Annotated in this window: 16 protein-coding genes; 7 read left to right on the top strand and 9 right to left on the bottom strand. The window is 47.1% G+C overall.

Features of this window, described 5'->3' with window-relative positions; translation table 11 throughout:
- Window positions 1–23: 23 nt before the first annotated feature.
- The 3 genes from ABNT28_RS02120 to ABNT28_RS02110 form a co-directional block, all read right to left on the bottom strand.
- Window positions 24–833: a phosphatidylcholine/phosphatidylserine synthase gene (locus tag ABNT28_RS02120; protein WP_332924929.1), complete on the bottom strand. Its 810-nt coding sequence runs from the start codon at window positions 831–833 to the stop codon at window positions 24–26.
- On the bottom strand, window positions 830–1,537 hold the full coding sequence (locus ABNT28_RS02115) for a phosphatidylserine decarboxylase (RefSeq protein ID WP_332924930.1): 708 nt from the start codon (window positions 1,535–1,537) through the stop codon (window positions 830–832). The genes ABNT28_RS02120 and ABNT28_RS02115 overlap by 4 nt, the downstream gene beginning before the upstream one ends.
- A gap of 161 nt (window positions 1,538–1,698) precedes the next feature.
- Complete coding sequence (locus ABNT28_RS02110) at window positions 1,699–2,880, bottom strand: hypothetical protein (RefSeq protein WP_332924931.1); 1,182 nt, start codon at window positions 2,878–2,880, stop codon at window positions 1,699–1,701.
- A gap of 304 nt (window positions 2,881–3,184) precedes the next feature.
- Here ABNT28_RS02110 and ABNT28_RS02105 point away from each other — a divergent pair, with 304 nt between their 5' ends.
- From ABNT28_RS02105 to ABNT28_RS02095, 3 genes are all read left to right on the top strand, one after another.
- Window positions 3,185–3,562: a carboxymuconolactone decarboxylase family protein gene (locus ABNT28_RS02105; RefSeq protein WP_332924932.1), complete on the top strand. Its 378-nt coding sequence runs from the start codon at window positions 3,185–3,187 to the stop codon at window positions 3,560–3,562.
- A 246-nt stretch (window positions 3,563–3,808) separates the two neighbouring features.
- Window positions 3,809–4,993 (top strand): hypothetical protein, encoded by a 1,185-nt coding sequence (locus ABNT28_RS02100; protein ID WP_332924933.1) that lies wholly within the window; start codon window positions 3,809–3,811, stop codon window positions 4,991–4,993.
- 294 nt (window positions 4,994–5,287) lie between these two features.
- Window positions 5,288–5,572: a hypothetical protein gene (locus ABNT28_RS02095; RefSeq protein ID WP_332924934.1), complete on the top strand. Its 285-nt coding sequence runs from the start codon at window positions 5,288–5,290 to the stop codon at window positions 5,570–5,572.
- A gap of 47 nt (window positions 5,573–5,619) precedes the next feature.
- Here ABNT28_RS02095 and ABNT28_RS02090 read toward each other — a convergent pair whose 3' ends face one another.
- Window positions 5,620–6,549 carry an AEC family transporter gene (locus ABNT28_RS02090; protein WP_348720940.1) on the bottom strand — a complete coding sequence of 310 codons (930 nt, stop codon included), beginning with the start codon at window positions 6,547–6,549 and terminating at the stop codon, window positions 5,620–5,622.
- 26 nt (window positions 6,550–6,575) lie between these two features.
- Window positions 6,576–7,208: a biotin transporter BioY gene (locus ABNT28_RS02085; RefSeq protein ID WP_332924936.1), complete on the bottom strand. Its 633-nt coding sequence runs from the start codon at window positions 7,206–7,208 to the stop codon at window positions 6,576–6,578.
- Between the two features lie 217 nt (window positions 7,209–7,425).
- Here ABNT28_RS02085 and ABNT28_RS02080 point away from each other — a divergent pair, with 217 nt between their 5' ends.
- Complete coding sequence (locus ABNT28_RS02080) at window positions 7,426–8,715, top strand: NCS2 family permease (RefSeq protein ID WP_332924937.1); 1,290 nt, start codon at window positions 7,426–7,428, stop codon at window positions 8,713–8,715.
- On the opposite strand, the gene ABNT28_RS02075 is transcribed toward ABNT28_RS02080, so the two are convergent.
- On the bottom strand, window positions 8,712–9,383 hold the full coding sequence (locus ABNT28_RS02075) for a thiamine diphosphokinase (protein ID WP_332924938.1): 672 nt from the start codon (window positions 9,381–9,383) through the stop codon (window positions 8,712–8,714). The genes ABNT28_RS02080 and ABNT28_RS02075 overlap by 4 nt on opposite strands.
- A gap of 184 nt (window positions 9,384–9,567) precedes the next feature.
- Between ABNT28_RS02075 and ABNT28_RS02070 the strand changes: the two genes are divergently transcribed.
- Window positions 9,568–10,731 carry a putative manganese transporter gene (locus ABNT28_RS02070; protein ID WP_332924939.1) on the top strand — a complete coding sequence of 388 codons (1,164 nt, stop codon included), beginning with the start codon at window positions 9,568–9,570 and terminating at the stop codon, window positions 10,729–10,731.
- Window positions 10,732–10,769: 38 nt separating this feature from the next.
- Here ABNT28_RS02070 and ABNT28_RS02065 read toward each other — a convergent pair whose 3' ends face one another.
- The 3 genes from ABNT28_RS02065 to ABNT28_RS02055 are packed head-to-tail and all read right to left on the bottom strand — an operon-like array spanning window position 10,770 to window position 15,474.
- Window positions 10,770–12,230, bottom strand: a complete 1,461-nt coding sequence (locus ABNT28_RS02065) for an HlyD family type I secretion periplasmic adaptor subunit (protein ID WP_348720939.1) — start codon at window positions 12,228–12,230, stop codon at window positions 10,770–10,772.
- Window positions 12,231–12,232: 2 nt separating this feature from the next.
- Window positions 12,233–13,942 carry an ATP-binding cassette domain-containing protein gene (locus tag ABNT28_RS02060; RefSeq protein WP_332924941.1) on the bottom strand — a complete coding sequence of 570 codons (1,710 nt, stop codon included), beginning with the start codon at window positions 13,940–13,942 and terminating at the stop codon, window positions 12,233–12,235.
- Complete coding sequence (locus ABNT28_RS02055; RefSeq protein ID WP_348720938.1) at window positions 13,936–15,474, bottom strand: TolC family protein; 1,539 nt, start codon at window positions 15,472–15,474, stop codon at window positions 13,936–13,938. Before ABNT28_RS02055 ends, ABNT28_RS02060 begins: the two co-directional genes overlap by 7 nt.
- Window positions 15,475–15,834: 360 nt before the next feature.
- Here ABNT28_RS02055 and hmgA point away from each other — a divergent pair, with 360 nt between their 5' ends.
- Both hmgA and ABNT28_RS02045 read left to right on the top strand, forming a co-directional pair.
- Window positions 15,835–17,145 carry a homogentisate 1,2-dioxygenase gene (gene hmgA, locus ABNT28_RS02050; RefSeq protein ID WP_332924723.1) on the top strand — a complete coding sequence of 437 codons (1,311 nt, stop codon included), beginning with the start codon at window positions 15,835–15,837 and terminating at the stop codon, window positions 17,143–17,145.
- 25 nt (window positions 17,146–17,170) lie between these two features.
- On the top strand, window positions 17,171–17,982 hold an 812-nt coding region (locus ABNT28_RS02045), incomplete at its 3' end, for a fumarylacetoacetate hydrolase family protein (protein ID WP_348720937.1).

Below are 17,982 nucleotides of genomic sequence, written 5' to 3'. Positions count from 1 at the left end.
TATCCACCCCCAATTGGAATGGGTTATTCTACCTCGTCTTCATCGATATTACCGTCACCAGAAACAGTTGTTGCTTCATAAGCGCGACGATCCTGCTGAAATTTGACAGCCGCAAGGGGCAAGCTACAGATGTAAACGGTGGCTAGGGCAAGATAGGTAATCCAAGGTTGCGTCACAATCCCTGCTCCGAGCAAGCCCACAACAGCCAGAATCGGCAACACACTGCCCACAGGGAGTTTAAGCCGTTTTCCAGCAAAGGTAGGAAGCGCTGTGACAGCGCCTACACCAATAAGAATGAGCCAGCCTGATACATAAAGTGCCTCACGCACCCATGGCAGGTTAAATTCAAGATCAAGACAAATCGGCACCAAAACAAGAAACGCTGCCGCCGGCGCAGGAATACCCGTAAAATAGTTTTTTGCATATACTGGTGGGTTTGGAAGTTCAGAGTCAAAGCGAGCCAACCTTAACGCAATCGAAACTGCGTAAAACAAGGTCGCGCCCCATGCCAAATTGCCGTAATCCTGAAGCGCCCATAAATAAAGCGACAGCGCAGGCACAACCCCAAACACGACAAGATCTGACAAGCTATCAAGCGCCGCACCAAAAGCACTTGCCGTTTGAAACTTACGCGCCGCGCGCCCATCAAGCGCATCAAAAACAGCCGCCAGAGCAACAAGCACAATCACGCCAGCCCAGCGCCCATCCAAAGCAAAGCGCAGTGCTGTCAAACCCGAGACAAAACCACCAATCGTAAGCATATTGGGTAGTAACCAGTATATTGATACTGACCGAAACCGCTGATTATGCGGTTTTAGATTAGCATCACTCACCGCACTGTCCCCACGTCAGGTTCATTGTAGTTTCCAGCAAGATCAGCAATGACAGTTTCACCCGCAATGGTACGTTGTCCAGCAAGAACGGTAACAGGCGTTTTAGCGGGAAGCCACACATCGACACGACTACCAAAACGGATGATGCCATATTGCTGACCCACATTAAGTTGATCGCCAACAGCAGCTTCGAGAATAATCCGGCGCGCGACAAGTCCGGCAATTTGCACAACGCCAATCTTTTGTCCGCTTTCAGTTTCCAAAACCATGTTCTGGCGTTCATTCTGTTCTGAAGCCTTATCAAGGCTTGCATTCAAAAATGCCCCTTCATGGTATGCTGTTTCAATGACCTTGCCTGCCACAGGTGCACGATTCACATGCACATCAAACACATTCATGAAAATTGAAACACGTCGCCACTCACCTGCTGGGAGCGCCAAATCGGCAGGTACATTTTCAACACCTGTTGATAAAACCCGGCCATCAGCTGGAGATATAACCAGATTATCCGTAATCGGAGTCACACGGCGCGGATTACGAAAGAAATACACACACCAAAGCGACAGCAAACATCCTGGCAGGACAAAAAGCGTCCAGAAATAGGTGATAATACCACTTGCCAAAACAAACAGGAAAATAAATGGCCAGCCAGCCGGATGAATCGGAACCAGCAATGCCTCTTTCGTACTCTTGATAATATTCATATCTTCATGCGCTCTCAATGTGTCAAAGGACAAACGTCCCGTTAAAACAGTCTGTCACCATAGACAAATGTCATGCGTCAGTCACCCGCCAATCACTAGACATGGCACTAGGGTTTAATAAACATGGTGTTTGGCAATATTTTCAGAATGCTTTAATAAAGCTAGTCGCCAGTGGACGTCAACGATGTTTGCACGGCCTTGGCATCTTCAGGCGCAATCAAACCACGTGCCAGCAGATCATCCAGCTTGCTACTCAACGCACCACGGCTAAGCAAGCGTGGGGCTTCAAGCCCATCAATACGTATTTGGATTGCGGTGTTTTCACCGTCATTTGATGCCGTATGTGAAGCACCGCTCTGGCTTTGAGGCACATCGCCATGTTGGATGTCGTTTTGATGGCCATTTTGATGCCCATTCATCATTCCACTTACAATCTTATTGGCAGAAGGCGGCGATTGGATTGTTTCATCATCACTATTCTGGAGCGTGTTATCTGAAATTTGGTCAGTTGAGTCGGTTGATTCTTCCCAAGCCATTGCAGCGCTGTCTTGATCAATATCTGGATGAATATCTGGATGAATATCTGGTTTGTTTTCGCGTTCCTGAACATCAAAAGCAGACATGCTTTGATCATTATCGAAGTTATGCGGCTTAGCTTTTTCTGCGGGCGTGACAAAAGAGTGCTTTGACTCAAACATTGGCACCGATTGTTCGGCCATGGCTGATGTTACCAACAAAGACGGTGATTGCGGGGACGCTTTAATTGTAGCAGGACGTACATTTAGAAGCGCAAGCTGATTGTTGCGTCCACGCTGAGTTATGATTTGCGTGTCTGTACCTGTCATGCGATCAATAAATTCGCCTACCAGTATTACTTGCCACTGACACGCCTCAATCTCCCATGGACGTAGATGCCAAGGCAGATCGTCCAGTGATGAAAATTTATCGCCAATCCATTTGACCGAATAAGACATTCGACCAGTTTTGGTAGAATTTTTGCGGCGTGGTCGCATTCGCAAACGGCGATTAAGCACCTGAGATATATGAATTATTTCATGTGCAACCACTTCAAGAGCATCTTTGATCCCGGCGGCCGTTGAAACCGACATCTCAAAGACCGTCGGCAATGTCACACCAAAAACCCCAGGTCTTTCTGACAGCATGTCACGTGACAATGGCACACGGATGGGACGGTTAGCAGCATCGATCAGCAAGGTGATCATTTTTTGCTGTTTTGATGTCAGCAAACGATCGGCAAAATATTGAGCGGCCGCACTTAGCAATTCTTCTTCACCAGCTGGCAAATTTATTGCGATAACTTCAATATTTTTCTGCTTTGCCATGACTTCGTAAATCCACTCTTGAACGCGCCTAGATTATCACAGCACAGTCAGGAGTACAGTATTTTGCATATTAACCGCTTGTATATTGGTTTAGCTTCATCATAAAGTAATTGCGAATAGATGAATAATTTCTGTGTAGCGTTTGTAATCACTAATGAATTTAGTTGGTAATCGCGCACAACACCAAGCCATACATCTTTTCATATGACGGTTAAAAAATAGATGTAATTTGTTAACAAAGACCTAAAAAATTAGAACTTTATCACACATTCTAATGCACATAGGTCAATCGAAAGGATGTCAAATGGATAACAACATGTTTGAAAAGGGCCTTGCACAACGCAAAGCAACACTGGGCGCTGAATATGTAGAAAATGTAATGGCAAACGCTGATGATTTCATGAAACCGTTTCAGGAAGCCATGACAGCATGGTGCTGGGGCTTTGGCTGGGGTGACGAAGCCATTGATGCCAAAACGCGATCAATGATGAATCTTGCCATGATCGGCGCACTTGGAAAAATGCATGAATGGGAACTTCATTGTCGTGGCGCCATGCGCAATGGTGTATCGAAAGAAGAAATTCGTGCCATTATTCATGTTATTGGAATTTATTGCGGTGTTCCACAGGCGCTTGAATGTTTTCGCGCGGCGAATAAAGCAATCGCTGACTTTGAAAAATAGGTGAAAATCCTGTAATAACTATATAGACAGTACAAATTGCATTTTGAAATGTGAACAAAGTTGCAAAAAATACAATAAAAACAACGTGTATATCACATAGCGTATATAAATTATGGACTTATGCGCGATTTTGAGAGAGTTTGTTACAGACAATGGCATTTTGCCTGTCTTTATGGAACCATGTTAAAACATTGATCCACGTTGAAAGATTGTGTAAGAAAGTGACAGGTAAAGGAGCATAAACTTATGCAACAGATGATGAGTTTTTTAGTTGTCGGTGTATTCGCTTTGGGCGTGCAAAGCGCTATCGCTGGCGGTTTGCCCGTGACAAAATCTGCTGATGCAACAAGCGCAGGTTCAGGCACTACCCAAGCCTCGGCCACTACGTCCACAAATTCAGCCGCAAATGATACATCGGCGTCGTCAAGTTCCAATAATGCGACTGGTTCAAATACTACATCCACAGAAACGGACGCCACAGCCACGCAAAGCGCTGAAGCAGCAGCTGGCGACGAGACCGAAAATGGCGCTGTTTTTGTTGCCATTGAAGATGATCCGCTGATTGTTGATGCCTCTGCCATCATGGATGATGATGGAATGGGTAACGTGCAAGTACAGTGGCAGATTTCGAAAGATGGTGAGACATGGATGAATTTGACAGGTGCTGTTCATCAATCATTTACACCGCGCGAAGCCCATGTTGGCCAACGCTTGCGGGTGCAAATCTCATATGTTGATGGACAGGGCAATCTGGAAACACTTACCAGCCCTCCTTCAACAAAAGTCCAAAATGTGAATGACAAGCCTATTGGCTCACCACAGTTGGCGGGGAATGCCCGTGAAGAAGATGCGCTGGTTGTTGATGTAAGCCTGATTGCCGATGAAGACGGTGTCGGGATTTATGCCATCATCTGGCAGCGCTCAAGCACAAAGACCGAATGGCAGGCGTTCCCTGAGTCTGTTGGCGAAGTGCTTCAGCTTACCCAGGCGCATGTTGGTTATTCCTATCGTGCAGTAGTGTCATATGTTGATAGCCACGGCACCCGTGAGCTATTGATCACCAATCCATCAGAAACTGTCGTCAATGTTGATGATCCCGTTCAAGGCGAAGTTCTGTTGGCTGGTGAAGCGTCTGAGGGAGAGGTTTTAACCGCGAATACAGCGCGCGTGTCTGATGAAGATGGCATTGCAAGCATGACTGTTGGATGGGAATCATCCAAAGATGGCCGTACTTGGCGGGCGATCGAAACTGGCGGTGCTAGCCAGTTGCGCTTGTCACAAGCCCTTGTTGACAGACAGGTTCGTGCCCGCGTTAGCGTTGTTGACACATTTGGCATTGAAACAGTTATTTTCAGCCAAGCAACCAACACAGTTAAAAATGTGAATAACAAGCCAGCTGGAACGATATTTGTTAAAAGGGTTGGTGGTTAATACAAACTTCAAATCCAAAATAAAACATGAAGCTGTCCACATGATCATGTGGGCGGCTTTTATTTTGAAAAATGGTTATCGGTTCAACCCTCTGCATTATTTTGTAAAAATATGCCCAAAATATTGAATTTTTAATTTTTTGCTTTGACTATTTTTATAATAGGTACACACTAAATGCAGTATGAAGCATGTTAATTTACATCTAGGTGTTGATTACAAGCGTCCCAAACGCCTCTGGGCTTCTGCTATCGTCAAAATATCTTCAATGACCGCTATCGCTAATGGAGCTTTGCCATGCAACTGACTGACCGCGATCCTCGAACGGAATGTTCTATCCTTCCTTTTCAACGTCCTCATCAGGACACTGACAGCGTCACTACCAGCAATATTGCTGCCGTCATTGCGGTAACAGTTTTGCATCATGGCGATATGTCACCAGAAGAAAAATTGATCAGTATTATTGAAGCTAGTGGTGAGGCTGAAATCCTTGATACCGTTGATGGTATGGAAGCATTTTCTGAATGTGAACAAGCCTATAATGATGCCACCAATGATAATGACCGTATAAGCTTGGTCTAGGCGTCTGCGTTCTGGTTCACCATAAAGGCTATTGCGGCATAGATTACCTATAAAATATGGGTCATGGCCAATACCCATATAGGTATTCCAATCGCCGCAACCAGCGTCTGCACAGTTATAATTTCAGCCATCAAAGGCGCATCACCGCCCAGTTCCTGTGCCAGCGTGAATGATGACGTTGCTGTTGGCGCAACGGCCAAAACCACCAATACCAGCAAGACATCTTTATCAAGCCCAAGAGCAAGACCCACAAGCATCATAATCACTGGTAATACCAGCAATTTGGCAAGCACCGCTAGAACCAAGGCGGCCGAATGCGCGCGCAATGCCGAAATACGAATTGATGCACCAACGCATAATAACAGCATCGGCAAAGCCGCACTTCCAAGAATATTGGCCGCACCAGTGATGAAATCAGGTACCGGAATAGATAGTAAATTGACAATACCGCCAAGAATAATCGCGCCCATGAGTGGATTACGCGCTAATTCAGCCATAATAGCCCGGCCAAGATGCGCATCCTGTTCGCCTTCACGAAGCAGAAAAATAATAATCACAGCAAAAATATTGGATATTGGCACCAAAACTGCCACCGCAATCGCACCAATTTCAAGCGCGGCAACACCAAAAGCGCCTTGAACAAAGGCTAGCATCAAAAACCCGTTATGGCGTAAACCAGCCTGTATCAGTGACGAGGTTGCTGGACCACTCGCGCCTATTAAACGGCCTGCAAGAAAGCCGTAGATAACCATAACTGTGGCGGCAATGAGCAATGTCAGACAAAAAGGCAGTATGAATTCGGCTGATAAACTGGCCGTTGACGTTAGATTGAATAACAAACCAGGAAACAATATCCAGTAACAAATTTTGGACAAAGCATCCCAAAAAGAAACGGGCACGAATGCCCGCATCTTTATTAAATGTCCGACCACCACCAAAAGAAGCACCGACAGGATTGTCGAGATCATGGCGCTCATAAGGTCATATCTGTCATAAATGTAGCCTAGCCATTATCGCCTGTATCAGTTCCAAGCTTTTTGATGCTTTTCCAAGCAAGCGGCATAAGGCCAGCAGCCACAACAGCTTTCAGCACATCACCATAAAGAAACGGCATAACACCATGAATAACGGCTTTTTCAAAACCAATCATCATACTGAGCCATGCCACACCAAAGACGTAAATAACTGTCGTCCCAATCAGCATCATAGCTGCTGTTGAAATCATTGTGCGGCCCATGCCTCGTTCAGCCATGTATCCAAGCGTAACCGCAGCGATCAAAAAGCCTGCAAGATAACCGCCTGTAGGTCCAAACATATACAGCGCACCAGAAGCACCATTGGCAAACACAGGCAAGCCCAACGCACCTTCAAAAAGATATAAAGCAACTGTACAACCAGCCATCCGTGAACCATAAGTCATGCCAATCAACAATATAGCAAGCGTCTGACCGGTAACCGGAACCGGATACATAGGAACTGCAACTTGTGCAGCCGAAGCAATAAGCAAGCTACCCATTATAACCATCACAGCCTTGGCGAGATATGTACGCGTTTTATCATCCGTGAAACGGTCATTTAAAAGAGCCGCTGCCAATGTTGTAAAATGGGCGGAATGTACGTGAGCTGGCGCAGTCATATTCATCTCCTTAAAGGCTTTGATAAGGCGCCAGTATAGAGTCATGCCATTAGAAAACAAGCCACTGACGCACGGACAATTGCGTTGTTGCATTCTTCGATTACCAAATTCATATGGAATGCCGGTTGCTTATAGCTATTCAACAAGCTAAACAGCTTGCCTGTTATAGATTTTCTGTCACAGGAAATTACTTTATTTGATCCAAGGACATACAGAAATGCTCGAAAAATTATTTGGCTTGAAAGCAGCATCGACGACTATTCGCACCGAAATTCTGGCTGGTATGAGTACCTTTTTGACAATGTCGTTTATCATTGCGGTCAATCCAATGTTTCTTGCCGATGCGGGTATTCCTTTTGAAGCTGGCTTTGTTGCTACGATTATCGCCACAACAGTTGGCACTGCCATCATGGCATTTTGGGCAAAATGGCCTGTTGCCGTTGCTCCGGGTATGGGCTTAAACGCATATTTTGCCTATGGATTGGTACTTGGTCAGCAATTTTCCTGGCAACAGGCACTCACCGCTGTTTTTGTAGCATCTTTGCTATTTTTTCTGTTCTCACTTAGCAAAGCCAGAAGCTGGTTGATTGGGGCTATTCCAACCTCGATGCAGGTTGGCATTACTGCCGGTATTGGTCTTTTTCTGGCAATGATTGGACTCCAAAGCATGGGGCTGGTTGCGGCTGATCCTGATACGATCGTGCGCCTTGGCACGGTGCATGCGCCTGAATTGCTATTGGCACTTGCTGGACTTGTTTTGATGGCAGGTTTGCAAGCGCGCGGCATAAACGGTTCGATATTAATCAGCATTATGATACTCAGTATTATTGGCTGGGTCAGCGGCCTTGCTGAATTTGGTGGCATTGTGTCCACCTCAATCCCTACAGCCAGTGCCGCTTTCCAGCTCGATTTTTCGGTGCTGACGACGTTTAGTTTCCTGTCAGTTGTTTTTGTGCTGTTCTTCCTCGATTTTTTCGATACCACCGGCACCCTGACGGCCATCGCTGACCTTACAGGAAAACGAAAAGATGATGGGTCCATCGAGAATTTGGATCGTGCTGTACTTGCCGATACAGGTGCTAGCATTGTTGGAAGCCTTGTTGGAACGTCAAGCATGACAACCTATATGGAAAGCGCAACAGGCATTAAAGCTGGTGGACGGACTGGCCTTACCGCATTGGTTGTCGCAGTTTTGTTTGTTTTCTGCTTGTTCTTGCAGCCCCTTTTCGCCTCAATTCCAGCCTTTGCAACAGCGCCAGCATTGGTTTTTGTAGCGGCGGCGTTTTTACAACCGCTTCGTAATATTGATTGGGACGATGCCGTCGTCGGCATACCTGTTTTGCTGACCACGCTGATCATGCCTTTGACATTTTCCATCGCTGCGGGCATCGCGATTGGTTTTCTGTCCTATATCGCTATCCATATCATTGCTGGACGGATGCAGAATTTGAATGCGGGGATTATCATAATTGGTCTGTTCGGCGCGGTGTGGCTGCTTGCAGCCTAGGCCCAGGTTAGCTGGTCAATAATGGTTTCAAGGCAATCAAACGGCACAATCACCGCATAGCCATCCCCAGCACCTGCGGTGATTGTAATATCCGAAGCAGAAACATGGTTGGAGATACCAATCGCTTGGCCAAATTGCATATGCAAGCCATCAAGTGGCCAAGCAAGACCGCGTGATGAAACAAAGCTTTGCTTAGCAAGCGGGACAATCGATAAGCGCGTGCCAACAGATAGGCGAAGCGCAATATCACCTCTAACCGCCAGAATAATATCTTCTGCGCCAACAAGAAGCAGTTGCGATTGATTCGATGTGGCCGCCAATGCATGCATCGCACCAAGCGAATGATCAAAACGACTTCCAATAAAGCCAATCCCCACAATCAGCGGGGCAGTGATCAAATTCAGGCATTTTTCAAAATCTGTATCATCCTGACCGGACAGTTTTATCTGCTGTATATCTGGCGATAAAGACGCCAGATCACCAACCGAATCCATATCACCAATAATCGCCAATGGTTCACGTCCAGCCTTTAACGCCGCATGCACACCACTATCGGCGGCAATCACTTGCCATCCGGATGGCAAGGCAGATAAACCAACAGGATCAGGAACACCGCCAACCAACACGACTGGGCTATCAAACGTTAAAGCTGTCAGTATTTCGGTCATCTCGCCTGCCCTTTTTACGTTCTGCATATTAAGCAATATGTCTGCATGATTACAAACAACTATATGGATTTATCATAATGATAACCAAATAATGATACGCTTTCACTCATTAGCCCTTGTGTTTAAAGTTAGCCTATACTAACTTTCAGAGATGGAACAAAATCAGACGTCAGCTGAACCATTAATGTCGCCTGCCATAACACCAGCTAAGCCTTATATGCTTTCGCTTGCGTTACAGACTTTGCTGATTTGTGTTCCTGTTTTTGTTGCCGCTATCGCACTGTCGGTTTGGACGACAGAGTTAGCGGATATTATCTTCACAGCGATTGCCGATGCCTATCTTCAGGTCAGCACCTTTGTTGCGGCTACCTTTTTGATTTTTTATGGCATTGAAAAAATATTAAACATCGATGCCACTGAAATATTACGTCGCAAGACTATCTGGCAAGTGCCGATTGCGGCCGGGCTTGGTGCTTTGCCTGGTTGTGGCGGAGCTATCATTGTCATCACGCAATATGTCACCGGACGACTAAGTTTTGGAAGCGTTGTTGCCGTATTGACAGCGACCATGGGTGATGCAGCCTTTTTGCTTATTGCGCAAGAACCGCTTACCGGCATTGCCATTATGATGATGGGGTTTGGTGTTGGTAGTGTCAGCGGCTGGATTGTCAATTATCTGCATGGTGCCGATTTTATGCGCCAAAATGGCTCAGTTAGAGAATTTGACGAACCCCATAACCGTGATGCCAGCAGTAGCTGGCTTGACCGCATGTGGTATCTGATCTTGATTCCCGGCATTATTCTGGCAGGTCTGGTTGCCTTTCAAGTTGATGTTGATGCTATGTTTGCATCATCTTTTCATCAAAAACCAGCCACCTTAATCGGCGTTGTGGGTGGTACACTGGCACTAGCCATGCGTCTCGCTCCACATTTTGGTATGCCAGGTGATGTCGGCTTTTCAAATAGCGGTGGCATGTTCCGCCGAACAGTTGCCGATACAAATTTTGTGACCGTGTGGGTGATTGGTGCTTATTTGCTTTTCGAGTTGACCATCTATTTTACTGGCGTCGATCTGAAAGCCCTGTTTGATGGCTGGGCATTATTTACGCCTTTAGTGGCTATCCTTATTGGTTTCTTGCCCGGATGTGGCCCTCAGGTTCTGGTGACCACGATGTATCTAGCTGGATATGTGCCCTTATCAGCACAAATTGGAAATGCAATCAGCAATGATGGTGATGCGTTGTTCCCCGCGATTGCGATTGCCCCACGCGTGGCCGTCGTAGCCACTCTTTATTCTGCTGTCCCTGCGGTGATCATTTCCTATGGTTGGTTTTTCATAATGGAATAGGCCGCCCACATAGCGGACAGCCTCTGTGTGATACGAATCTATTTTTCGCGGAATGCCGTTTTCAACGATTTCTGGATTGGTGTCATGATGTAATTCATCACTGTCCGCTTATCGCCCAGAATATCAACTGTCAGCGGCATACCAGCTGTGATCTCTGGACGGATTGGCGATTTCGTAAGTTCGATTTTCGGAATTTCGATCATCGTCTCATAGAAAGGCATCTGATTTTCCGGCTGGGTCGTATTATTGGCAACCCGTTGCACGACACCCATCAGCACGCCATAGCGCGATGGATCATAGGCAGCCAGCGAGATACGTGCGATTTGGCCAGGTTGGACAGCCGCTACATTCTGTGGTGGCACCTGCGCCCTGACTAAATAGCCTGACTCGGATGGCACAATATCAACAAGCACCGTACCAGCCTGCACAACAGCACCTATCGTTTTGACATGGACTGCCGATACAGTACCCGATAATGGTGCCCGAATATCTGCATGGCGCACCTTACCTTCGAGGGCATCTTGGCGCGCTTTAAATTGCATAGCCTTGATTTGTGTTTCAGCCAATTTACCCGCCGCATCAGCCTTAAAGTTTGATATGATCGACTCCATCTCACGCTTCTTGCCTGCAAGGTCAGATCGCCGTGCATTCGCGCTCAATGTCGATAGCTCGATTGTACCGATTGCTTGCTGATATTTAGTGCGTGACGCAAGCAAGACCGCCTGTGGCTCGTGCCCTGCTTTGACAAGCGGTTCAAGAAGTGCCAGTTCCTCAGCATATAGCTCAGCCTGTTTTGTGGCGATCCGGGCTTCAGCTTCTTTTTCGAGTATCGTGCGTTCCAGTGTTTCTACCGCATTGGCAAGCACCTCAAGGCGGCTTTGCATCGCGTTTTTGCGACTATGGAAATGCTGTAATTCCTGGGCCACCACATCTGGTGAAGATGCGATAAGGTCATCTGGAAATACCAGAATATCAGCCCCTGAAATTTCTGCCTTGAGCCGTATTTCAGTTGCGTAGGCCGCTTGGTAATTGATTTCATTATCCTGAAAATTAGCCAGTACATCCTCATCTTCTAAACGAAACAGCACGTCACCTTTTTCAACCTTGGCACCCAATTGGACATTGATTTTGACCAGTGAACCAGGTAACCGACTTTGCACATGCTGGACATCGGATGGGGTGACGATAATACCCTCGGCGCGTACCTGTTCATTGACCTCGGCATAGATTGCCCAGACCACGGCAACCGTTGTGAATATGGCAATCAGAACATAAAGGAACTGACCTTTAACCCGGCCACGTTCAGGATCACTCATATCTGGTGCGGAATGATCAACTGGTGGGCCGCCCATGGTCATCGACATGGGCATTGGCCCGTACCATTTGTCATATAGACCCGAAAAAGGCAGGAACAGTATTTTCAGAATCTTTGACAGAAATTTGAAAACCATTTTGAACGGCCAGAAGATAATCTGGAAAAACATGGAAAAAATACGCATATCTAAGCCCCTTTATTACTTGCTGCTAAAACATCATCTTTTGGGCCAAAGGCCGCGATACGACCCTTTTCCAATGCCAATACCGTATCGGCAAGCTGCAACATGGCACCGCGATGGGTTACAAAAATCGTAGTTATGCCTTTGGTGGCGGCATCCAGATGCTCAACCATCTGCTGTTCAGCAGCGCTATCCAGCGGCGCTGTTGGTTCATCCATAAGCAGAATATTTGGCTTGCCAATCAACGCCCTGGCAATAGCCACTGACTGGCGCATGCCAACCGATAATTCACGACCGCGTTCGGACATTGGAAAATCAAATCCACCAGGCAACATACCGATAAACGCTTCGGCACCAGAAAGGCGCGACGCCTCAATCAGATCTTCATCACTGGCACTGGGATTGCCCATCAGGATGTTGTCGCGGATCGAACCAGAGAACAGAATGGGGTTTTGCAACACCACGCCGATATTACGACGTACATCATCCGGCCTGATCTGGCGAATATCAGCATTATCGATAAGAACAGCCCCACGATCCGGAGGGTTTAAGCCACATAGAAGGCGAAGCAAGGTTGTTTTACCCGAGCCAATGCGCCCAACAATGGCCATACGCTGACCTGCTTTTATATCAAAGCTGATATCAGTAAGCACAGGTTCAGGCTGGTCTTCATAGGTAAAGCTAACATTCTTAAAACTGATATCACCTTTGATGACTTTGCGTTCCACCTGAGCCGCCGCAGCGTCTTCTTCGGACTGTCCGCCTAAAATCTCATCCAAACTTTTATAAGCCGCAAAAGCCGAATTCATTTTACCAAGCAAGCCTGTTATCTGACCTAACGGAGCCATCGTCCGGCCTGATAAAATGACACATGCGATAAGCTGTCCCATCGTCAGATTGCCATCCGCGATCAGAAACACACCATAAACCACAATGCCTATCTGGCTGACTTGCTGGCCAAACTGGGCAAATTGCGCGGCAAGCTGGCTGGTGATCTTGGTCTTGGTCGATGACTTGCTTTGATGCAGAACTGAATTCAACCAGCGATTACGAAGCATGGAAATGCCTTGCGTCGTTTTCACTGTTTCCAGTGTCGAAATCATTTCGACCATAACAGCCTGTTTGGATTTTCCTTGTGACTGGCTATGCTCTGTCATCCGCCGGATGATTGGCTGTAACAAAAAAGCAAACAGGATGACCATCGGAACAATGACCGCAGGTACTGCCGCAACTGGACCACCAATAAGATATAGCACAACCAGAAACAGAAAGATGAAAGGCAAATCGGCAAAAACAGTAAAACTTGCCGACCCAATCACATCTTTCAGAATGTCAAAATTACGGACAGTGCCAGCCAGTGATCCTGTCGCCGTACGGGACAGATTGGCATCATGGCGTGAAATCCGGTCAAAAAGGGCTGTCGAAACCTGCTTATCAACGCGCGCGCTGGCGGTATCGACAAAAACCCCGCGCAAGATTTTCATCGCCTGGTCAAAAAAGATCACAACAACAATAATGGCGGTAAGCCACCACATGGAATCTATCGCGTTATTTGGCACCACACGATCATAGATCGTCATGATGTAAAGTGATGAGGCAAGTGCAAAAACATTAATCAACACCGAACCGAAAATGACCTGCACATATACCGATTTACACGATAATACTGGGCCAAAGAACCAATGGTCGCTAGCGACCGCCATAGGCTTTAACATCCGTTTTCTCCAAGGTTAATAAGCAACACATCGTCAAGTTTTTCAGCAATAAACAAGGCACTTGATCGCACCCCTTCCTGTTCCATTCGTGCCTGTATCAAAGTTGTTTTGACCTGATTTATTTCGACCATCACACCAGCCACCTCCAATGGTGACGTCACCGTGCGCCCTTGGCGCGCCTGCAGGGAACTTAGGCGCGCTTCAAGCTCGGCAAGCCGCTCAGTTTGCTCGCCTATTTCCTTTTCCAGCTCTTCAAACCGCAACAGGTTACGGTTGGTTTCATTGCTATGCCCCCGATGCAGTTTATCAAGGCTGGCCTTGATTTCACTTTGGCGCCAGGTGGCCTCGCGCAGGCGCGCCCGCGCCGCGCCGCCATCATAAAGCGGCATTTTGAATTCCAGTTTGCCGACCAGCTCATATTCGTCTTCGTAATCGCGCACATCGAATACGGTGGCGTCCAGCACCCCATCAATACGCATATATTTTGATGTTCTGATCTGACGCTGTTCAAAATCGACCGCTTCAATCTGCAAACGAAGCGCGTGCGCCTTTTCGGTTTGGGTGGCTTCAATAGTCGCCAGCGATAATGGGCGGCGTTCCCTATAAGTGGTAAATAGATGCTTGGCATCACTTGGCGACAGTCCAAGATCAATGTCTAATGACTCGATCACCTGTTCGCGTTGCGATTGCAGGCGGCTAGCGGCGATTTCCAGATCAAGCCCAATCAGCTTGGCCGCACGTAAATCAGAAAGTCGTCCGACCCCCGACTCAACCCGTGCCTGTACCAACGCGATCTGTTTGGCAACCTGCGCCTGCGCCAGTTTATGTTCGGCCAGCAAATCATCATACATCGCCAGCCTGATTGATATGGTCAGCAGTTGAAAGCTACGCTCGGATAAAGTGCCCTTGGCATCAATCTGGCTGACCTTATGCTGTAGCCTTTTGGCTTCTATATCACTTTTGCTCGACCCCCAATCGATCAGATTATAACGCAACGACACGGTGGCATCATAAACGCCTTCTTTTTCATGGCGCTTATATTGGCGATGCTTTGCCCCCGCTAGCCGATCTTTTTCGCTTCGGTCGTAAACCGTTTTTGAACTTCTGATAGTTTGGTTGCCAAATTTAACTGTCGTGGGAACCTGTCTGCCCTTATCCTCACGGATACGGTCAAAAAGCTGCTGGCCACCCGATACGGTGAGATTAACCTGCGGTCGGCGTAAAGCCCGGCCAAGACCCAATCGGTGGATCGCCTGACAGACACGCGCGTTGGCTTCGGACACTTCGGGATGATTGAATAAGGCCAGCCGGACAGACTCGCTTAATACACCAGTGACTTTTGGCGTGGATGCTTCATCTGTCTGCGCCCACGCAGATCCGCCATGCACCAGACAGGATAATGCCGCAACTATGAATGTATGTTTGGCATAGGCATATAAAGGTAGCTTGAGATGCCCGTTTGAAAAAGAATTACCTGAACGTCGAATTACCTTATCTTGTACCTTATACTTTTGCATATTATACTTTGGCATCTTTGGCCCCCGATATTGATTTGGATAATCAAATTGTCAGGGATGAGAATAAGAGACAGATGCCTAATTTTTCGTAAATGCAAACTAAATAATTTACGATTTATGCTAAAAAAACTCCTTTATTTGACTGATTTTATTAAATTTATATTAACTGCTAATAAATTTAATTGTTTCTTAATGCAAATGAGCTCACCTATAACCACATATGCGCACGTCCAAAACCAGATTTCACGAATCAGAAACAGCCCCTAGATATATAATCTTGCCAAACGCCGACTTTTAAAAGTCAGATGGGCAGTGTAGCATGGCTATATATTAAGAAAGATCTTCCGGGCGCATCCGCTAATAGGGAATAAGTATATGAGCAACAAAATGATGCCGGGTTTTGGTAATGATTTTGAAAGTGAATCGTTGCCAGGCGCACTGCCCCAAGGTCGCAATTCACCACAACAATGCCCCTATGGTCTATATGCCGAACAGCTAAGCGGATCACCTTTTACAGCACCACGGGCAACCAACGAACGGTCATGGTTGTATCGGATCCGGCCATCGGTGCGCCATTCGGGACGTTTTGCAAAAGCTGACTTTCCGCTTTGGAAAACCGCCCCCACAGGCGAGACGCATGATGTGCCATTGGGGCAATATCGCTGGAATCCTTTTGATATTCCGGTTGAGAAGACCAATTTCATCGATGGTATGCGAACGATTACCAGCACCGGTGACTGTACTCAGCATTCAGGCATGGCAACACATATATATGTATGCAATCACGATATGGATGCATCCGTATTTTTGAACGCCGATGCCGAAATGCTATTTGTGCCTCAGCTAGGCGGCCTGATCCTGCATACCGAACTTGGGCAGATGACAATTACCCCGGGGCATATTGCTGTTTTGCCGCGCGGCATGATGGTCAAAATCCAGCTATGCGGCAATACATCAAATGGGGGAGCACGTGGTTATGTCTGCGAAAATTACGGGGCAAAATTCACCTTGCCAGATCGTGGCCCTATCGGGGCAAACTGCCTTGCCAATCCACGTGATTTCAAAACACCTGTTGCGGCCTATGACGATAGTGATGAACCACATGAGCTTATTGTGAAATGGTGTGGTGGTTTTCACAAAACATCACTAGGGCACAGCCCGCTTGATGTGGTGGCATGGCATGGCAACTATGTACCTTATTGTTACGATTTATCGACTTTTTCGCCTGTCGGTGCCCTCAGCTTTGATCATCCTGATCCGTCGATCTTTACTGTCTTAACCGCACCATCCGAAACCGCAGGTACAGCAAATATCGATTTTGTCATTTTTCCTGAACGCTGGTCTGTTGCCGAAGATACATTTCGGCCACCTTGGTATCACCGCAATATTATGTCTGAATTTATGGGGCTTATTAAAGGAACATATGATGCCAAGCAGGAAGGGTTTATTCCCGGCGGCGTCAGTCTGCATAATATGATGCTACCGCATGGTCCAGATTTGGACGCCTTTGAAAAAGCATCCACAAGCGCGCTGAAGCCCGTAAAGATGACTGATACGATGGCCTTTATGTTTGAAAGCCGATTTCCCCAGCATGTGACGCGCTTTGCTGCCGAAACATCAACTTTGCAGGATGATTATATTGATTGCTGGCAAGGGCTAGAGAAAAAATTTACCGGTAAAAAGTAACCCCAACCAAGATATGAGATAGATAATGAAACTTGCCAGCCTGAATGATGGAACCCGCGACGGAAGCCTAATCGTCGTTTCGCGTGATTTGACCCGCTATTGTCATGCTACCGACATTGCACCGACCATGCAGGCGGCACTTGATGAATGGGATAGATGCGCGCCTTTGCTGGAAACCCTTTTTAGCGCGGTGCAATCTGGATCGGTCGCCTGTCATGATTTTAATCCTGCAGCTGCCCATTCCCCTTTGCCGCGTGCCTATCAATGGGCGGATGGCTCGGCCTATGTCAATCATGTTCAGCTTGTGCGCAAAGCGCGCGGTGCCGAAGTGCCAGAAAGCTTTTGGACTGATCCCTTGATGTATCAAGGCGGTTCGGATGATTTTACCCCACCGCTTGCCCCCATTGTTATTCCTGACGAGGCATGGGGCATAGATATGGAAGCCGAAGTCGCAATCATTACCGATGACGTGCCTATGGCTGTATCCGTTGCCAATGCTGGCGCGCATATCAAACTTATCATGCTGGTCAATGATGTGTCTTTACGCCACCTTATCAAAGGTGAGCTGGCAAAGGGGTTCGGGTTTTTTCAGTCAAAGCCAGCAACCACCTTTTCACCTGTTGCCGTAACCCCTGATGAACTTGATGCAGCTTGGGTTGATAATAAACTGAACCGGATCATGGAAGTTGACCTGAATGATGTGCCGCTTGGGCGCGCAGATGCCGGTACCGACATGACGTTTTCCTTTGCCGAATTGATTGCCCATGCGGCCAAGTCACGGAATTTGCGCGCTGGTGCTATTATTGGATCGGGAACTATTTCAAACCGTGATGAAGA

This window comes from uncultured Candidatus Puniceispirillum sp. (genome assembly GCF_963979125.1).
GTDB lineage: Bacteria > Pseudomonadota > Alphaproteobacteria > Puniceispirillales > Puniceispirillaceae > Puniceispirillum.
This window is presented reverse-complemented; position numbering and strand designations above follow the sequence as displayed.

Excerpts from the sequence above, each read along its gene's own strand:
- ABNT28_RS02100 (WP_332924933.1), top strand. The coding sequence starts at position 3,809 with ATGCAACAGATGATGAGTTTTTTAGTTGTCGGTGTATTCGCTTTGGGC.
- hmgA (WP_332924723.1), top strand. The coding sequence starts at position 15,835 with ATGAGCAACAAAATGATGCCGGGTTTTGGTAATGATTTTGAAAGTGAA.
- ABNT28_RS02080 (WP_332924937.1), top strand. The coding sequence starts at position 7,426 with ATGCTCGAAAAATTATTTGGCTTGAAAGCAGCATCGACGACTATTCGC.
- ABNT28_RS02060 (WP_332924941.1), bottom strand. The coding sequence starts at position 13,942 with ATGTTAAAGCCTATGGCGGTCGCTAGCGACCATTGGTTCTTTGGCCCA.
- ABNT28_RS02070 (WP_332924939.1), top strand. The coding sequence starts at position 9,568 with ATGTCGCCTGCCATAACACCAGCTAAGCCTTATATGCTTTCGCTTGCG.
- ABNT28_RS02065 (WP_348720939.1), bottom strand. The coding sequence starts at position 12,230 with ATGCGTATTTTTTCCATGTTTTTCCAGATTATCTTCTGGCCGTTCAAA.
- ABNT28_RS02105 (WP_332924932.1), top strand. The coding sequence starts at position 3,185 with ATGGATAACAACATGTTTGAAAAGGGCCTTGCACAACGCAAAGCAACA.
- ABNT28_RS02090 (WP_348720940.1), bottom strand. The coding sequence starts at position 6,549 with ATGAGCGCCATGATCTCGACAATCCTGTCGGTGCTTCTTTTGGTGGTG.
- ABNT28_RS02055 (WP_348720938.1), bottom strand. The coding sequence starts at position 15,474 with ATGCCAAAGTATAATATGCAAAAGTATAAGGTACAAGATAAGGTAATT.
- ABNT28_RS02075 (WP_332924938.1), bottom strand. The coding sequence starts at position 9,383 with ATGACCGAAATACTGACAGCTTTAACGTTTGATAGCCCAGTCGTGTTG.
- ABNT28_RS02110 (WP_332924931.1), bottom strand. The coding sequence starts at position 2,880 with ATGGCAAAGCAGAAAAATATTGAAGTTATCGCAATAAATTTGCCAGCT.
- ABNT28_RS02095 (WP_332924934.1), top strand. The coding sequence starts at position 5,288 with ATGCAACTGACTGACCGCGATCCTCGAACGGAATGTTCTATCCTTCCT.
- ABNT28_RS02085 (WP_332924936.1), bottom strand. The coding sequence starts at position 7,208 with ATGACTGCGCCAGCTCACGTACATTCCGCCCATTTTACAACATTGGCA.
- ABNT28_RS02115 (WP_332924930.1), bottom strand. The coding sequence starts at position 1,537 with ATGAATATTATCAAGAGTACGAAAGAGGCATTGCTGGTTCCGATTCAT.